5 protein-coding genes are annotated in these 4,978 nt (G+C 72.4%); 4 read left to right on the forward strand and 1 reads right to left on the reverse strand.

From position 1 onward, the window contains the following. Nucleotides 1–91: 91 nt before the first annotated feature. The 4 genes from ACWGIU_RS29600 to der all read left to right on the forward strand — a co-directional run bounded on the left by ACWGIU_RS29600 (nt 92) and on the right by der (nt 4,214). The gene (locus ACWGIU_RS29600) at nt 92–1,180 is read left to right on the forward strand and encodes a prephenate dehydrogenase (RefSeq protein ID WP_453710884.1); all 1,089 of its coding nucleotides are present in this window, start codon (nt 92–94) and stop codon (nt 1,178–1,180) included. 142 nt (nt 1,181–1,322) lie between these two features. Beyond that, nucleotides 1,323–2,030 (forward strand): (d)CMP kinase, encoded by a 708-nt coding sequence (gene cmk, locus ACWGIU_RS29605; RefSeq protein WP_453710886.1) that lies wholly within the window; start codon nt 1,323–1,325, stop codon nt 2,028–2,030. Further along, a complete protein-coding gene (locus tag ACWGIU_RS29610) occupies nt 1,985–2,674 on the forward strand; it encodes a lysophospholipid acyltransferase family protein (protein ID WP_453710888.1) in 690 nt (229 codons plus the stop codon). Before cmk ends, ACWGIU_RS29610 begins: the two co-directional genes overlap by 46 nt. Nucleotides 2,675–2,750: 76 nt before the next feature. After that, complete coding sequence (der, locus tag ACWGIU_RS29615) at nt 2,751–4,214, forward strand: ribosome biogenesis GTPase Der (protein ID WP_453710890.1); 1,464 nt, start codon at nt 2,751–2,753, stop codon at nt 4,212–4,214. Between the two features lie 256 nt (nt 4,215–4,470). On the opposite strand, the gene ACWGIU_RS29620 is transcribed toward der, so the two are convergent. After that, nucleotides 4,471–4,978, reverse strand: a 508-nt coding sequence (locus tag ACWGIU_RS29620; RefSeq protein ID WP_453710892.1) for a hypothetical protein, incomplete at its 5' end; no start/stop codon positions are given.

The raw sequence follows: 4,978 nt of genomic DNA on the forward strand, positions 1-4,978 counted from the left end.
GGGATGGGCGGTCGGGCCCTCGTGCCGCGGGTGCTGGATACCCTGGCCGGACAGCCCGTCAGTTCGCCTTTCCGTCCCCTTGGAGTGCCTCGTGAGAACCGCCGTCGTCATCGGAACCGGACTGATCGGCACCTCCGCGGCACTCGCCCTGTCCGCCCGGGGGATCACCGTCCACCTCGCCGACCACGACCCGGACCGGGCCCGTACCGCGGCCGCCCTCGGGGCCGGCACCGACGAGGCTCCGCAGCAGCAGGTCGACCTCGCGATCGTCGCCGTACCGCCGGCCCACGTGGCCGCGACCCTGGCCGACCTGATCGGGCGCGGCGTCGCGCGTGCCTACGTGGACGTGGCCAGCGTCAAGGGCGGACCGCGACGGGAGCTGGCCGCGCTCGGCGTGGACGTCACCGCGTACATCGGGACCCACCCGATGGCCGGCAAGGAGCAGTCGGGGCCGCTCGCCGCCACCGCGGACCTCTTCGAGGGCCGCCCGTGGGTGCTGACCCCCACCCGGGACACCGACCACGAGGTGCTCAACCTCGCGCTGGAGCTGGTGGCCCTGTCCCGGGCCGTGCCGGTGGTGATGGACGCCGACGCCCACGACCGCGCGGTGGCGCTCGTCTCGCACACCCCGCAGCTGGTCTCCAGCATGGTCGCGGCCCGGCTGGAGGAGGCCGACGAGACGGCCGTCCGGCTGTGCGGGCAGGGCATCCGCGACGTCACCCGGATCGCGGCCTCCGACCCGCGGATGTGGGTGGAGATCCTGTCGGCCAACCCGGGACCGGTCGCCGACGTCCTCGCCGGGATCGCCGCCGATCTGGAGGAGACCGTGGAGGCACTGCGGGGCCTGCAGTCCGCCGACGTGGAGAAGCGGCGCGGCGGCGCCGCGGGCATCGAGGACGTGCTGCGCCGCGGCAACGCGGGCCGGGTCCGGGTGCCGGGCAAGCACGGCGCGGCGCCCACGGTCTACGAGACGGTGGCCGTGCTCATCAGCGACCAGCCCGGTGAGCTGGCGCGGATCTTCGCCGACGCCGGCCGGGCCGGGGTCAACATCGAGGACGTACGGATCGAGCACGCGACGGGCCAGCAGGCCGGACTCGTCCAGCTCATGGTGGAGCCGCGGGCGGTGGCCGGCCTGACCGCCGAGCTGCGCGAGCGGGGCTGGGCGCTGCGGCAGCAGTAGGAGAGCGGCGGGGCGGCGGGCGAGGGGCGGCCGGTCCCCGAAACGCACGGCGGGGACGGGGGCCGTCCGGGGCCGGTAACCTTGGGGAGGGGCGCTTTGCCGCGCCCAGACACGTACGCGCAACCAGGAAGGTGCCCGCACCGTGGAAACCGCAGCTCCGTCCGCCGTGATCGTCGCCATTGACGGTCCCTCCGGCACGGGCAAGTCCAGCACCTCCAAGGCCGTGGCCGCCAAGCTCGGGCTGCGCTACCTGGACACCGGCGCCCAGTACCGGGCCATCACCTGGTGGATGATCACCAACGGCGTCGACACCGACGACCCGCAGGCCATCGCGATCGCCGCCGGCAAGCCCACCATCGTGTCCGGCACCGATCCGGCCGCGCCCACCATCACCGTGGACGGCCTCGACGCCGCCGGTCCCATCCGGACCCAGGAGGTCACCTCGAAGGTCAGCGCCGTCAGCGCCGTCCCCGAGGTGCGCACCCTGATCACCGACCTGCAGCGCTCCATCGCCGCCGAGGCGGCCGAAGAGGCCGACGGGATCGTCGTCGAGGGCCGGGACATCGGCACCACCGTCCTGCCCGGCGCCGACCTCAAGATCTTCCTCACCGCTTCCGCCGAGGCGCGCGCCGCCCGGCGCAGCGGCGAGCTCCGCGGTAAGGAGGCCGCCGACCTCGCGGCCACCAAGGAGGCGCTGATCAAGCGCGACGCGGCCGACTCCGGCCGCACGACCTCCCCGCTGGCCAAGGCCGACGACGCCGTCGAGGTGGACACCACCGAGCTCACGCTCGACCAGGTGATCGAGTGCGTCGTGACCCTGGTGGAAGAGAAGCGGGCGGGCCGCAGGTGAGCCAAGCGCCCTCCCTCAAGGGTGCGGCGGTCGGCAGGCGCATCGGCATCGGGCTCATGTACGGGCTCTGGAAGCCGCGCGTACTGGGGGCCTGGAAGGTGCCCGCCTCGGGCCCCGTCATCCTCGCCGTGAACCACTCGCACAACATCGACGGCCCCATGGTCATGGGCACCGCGCCCAGGCCGCTGCACTTCCTGATCAAGAAGGAAGCGTACGTGGGCCCGCTCGGTCCCTTCCTCGAAGGGATCGGGCAGGTCAAGGTCGACCGCGGCGGCCCCGACCGGACGGCGATAGGCCGCGCCCTCGGCGTGCTCGACAATGGAGGGGCCCTGGGGATATTTCCCGAGGGCACCCGGGGCGAGGGCGACTTCGCCTCGCTGCGCGCGGGCCTCGCGTACTTCGCGGTCCGCAGCGGCGCCCCCATCGTCCCCGTGGCCGTGCTGGGCAGCGGGGACACCCCGGGGCGGGTCGTCAAGGGCCTGCCGGCCCTCAAGAGCCGGGTCGACGTCGTCTTCGGCTCGGCCTTCGACGCGGGCGACGGCAGTGGCCGCCGTACCCGTACCGCCCTCGACCAGGCCACCGTACGCATCCAGGACCGGCTGACCGCCCACCTGGCCGACGCCAAGCGCCTGACCGGGCGCTGAGCGAGACTTGAAACCAGTAGTGGAACCGCGCTGCGCGGGTACCACCGACCACCACGAACGACGAGGAACGGACTTCATGAACGACCAGCACGACCACGGAGCACTTGGCGACGCCGAGTACGCGGAGTTCATGGAGCTCGCCGCGGAAGAGGGCTTCGACATCGAAGAGGTCGAAGGCGCGATCGAGGAGGCCGGTCACGGCCCGCTTCCCGTCCTCGCCGTCGTCGGCCGCCCCAATGTCGGCAAGTCGACCCTGGTGAACCGGATCATCGGCCGCCGGGAGGCGGTCGTCGAGGACAAGCCCGGCGTCACCCGCGACCGCGTCACGTACGAGGCCGAATGGGCCGGCCGCCGCTTCAAGGTCGTCGACACCGGCGGCTGGGAGCAGGACGTCCTCGGCATCGACGCCTCCGTCGCCGCCCAGGCCGAGTACGCCATCGAGGCCGCCGACGCGGTCGTCTTCGTCGTCGACGCCAAGGTCGGCGCCACCGATACCGACGAGGCCGTCGTACGGCTGCTGCGCAAGGCGGGCAAGCCCGTCGTGCTGTGCGCCAACAAGGTCGACGGCCAGAGCGGCGAGTCCGACGCGGCCTCCCTGTGGTCGCTGGGCCTCGGCATGCCGCACCCGGTCTCCTCGCTGCACGGCCGCGGCACCGGTGACATGCTCGACGCGGTCCTGGAGGCCCTGCCCGAGGCCCCCGAGCAGACCTTCGGCGGCGCCGCCCCCGGCGGCCCGCGCCGCATCGCGCTCATCGGCCGTCCGAACGTCGGCAAGTCCTCGCTGCTCAACAAGGTGGCGAAGGAGGACCGCGTCGTCGTCAACGAGCTGGCCGGCACCACCCGCGACCCGGTCGACGAGCTGATCGAGCTCGGTGGCATCACCTGGAAGTTCGTCGACACCGCCGGTATCCGCAAGAAGGTCCACCTGCAGCAGGGCGCCGACTACTACGCCTCCCTGCGCACGGCCGCCGCCGTCGAGAAGGCGGAGGTCGCGGTGATCCTGATCGACACCACCGAGACCATCAGCGTCCAGGACCAGCGCATCATCACCATGGCCGTCGAGGCGGGCCGCGCGATCGTGATCGCGTACAACAAGTGGGACGAGCTCGACGAGGAGCGCCGCTACTACCTCGAGCGCGAGATCGAGACCGAGATGCAGCAGGTCGCCTGGGCGCCCCGGGTGAACGTCTCGGCGCTCACCGGCCGTCACATGGAGAAGCTGGTTCCGGCGATCGAGACGGCCCTGGCGGGCTGGGAGACGCGTGTCCCCACCGGCCGGCTGAACGCGTTCCTCGGCGAGGTCGTCGCCGCCCACCCGCACCCGATCCGTGGTGGCAAGCAGCCCCGCATCCTGTTCGGTACCCAGGCGGGCAGCAAGCCGCCGCGGTTCGTCCTCTTCGCCTCCGGCTTCCTGGAGCACGGCTACCGCCGGTTCATCGAGCGCCGCCTGCGCGAGGAGTTCGGCTTCGACGGCACCCCGATCCACATCTCGGTGCGGGTGCGCGAGAAGCGCGGCGCCCAGTACAAGAAGAAGAAGTAGTCCCCGTCTGATCGAGCCCCCCACCCGCATATTTTCCGCAGGTGGGGGGCTCGCCCCTTGCCCCTGGACCCTGTGCGGGCCGTCAAGCTGGGGCCGGAGGCTCCACACCTGACGTCCCGACCCGATCCGGATCACCGCCCGGGACCGCGCGACCGACGGCTACGTCGTCGGCGTCCGCAGGATCACGCACGGCGAAAGCGGCCACGAGGTCCGGAAGATGCCGACCGTGCCCGCCACACCGAAACACTCCGAGGGGTCAGTAGCTCCGGCGCGGAGCGGGCGGCAGGGCCGCAGGGATGTGGGTCATCCCGGTCTGGTGCTGCCGTCCGTCGGCGTACGCGGGGCTGCCGGCGTACGAGTACGAGGACTGCGGCTGCGGGGTGTACGAGGGCTGCCAGCCGTCGACGCGCTGCCACGCGGAGCCGTTCGAGCCGCTGCCGTACGAGCTGCCGCTCGCGTACGAGCCCCCGTGGGAGAAGGACGTGAAGCCGTGGTCCTCCTCGCCCGTCCGATCGCCCGGCAGCGCCCGGAAGGCGCGCAGGTACTCCGAGTACAGCGTGTCGTAGATGGGGGTGTGCGAGACGGTCGCGGAGGGGTCCCGGTCCCGTGCGGGACGCAGCGCGGGGACGGTGCTCGGATAGGACGGGGCGCGGGAGGAGTCGTATGAATGCACGTACCAGCCAACGAAACGGGCGCTCTGCGGATGCGGGGTGACAGGGGAGGAAACACAGATCGCCGGGGGTGTGCGGGACGGACCGCACACC

This window comes from Streptomyces sp. NPDC054840 (assembly GCF_053611065.1).

Excerpts from the sequence above, each read along its gene's own strand:
- der (WP_453710890.1), top strand. The coding sequence starts at position 2,751 with ATGAACGACCAGCACGACCACGGAGCACTTGGCGACGCCGAGTACGCG.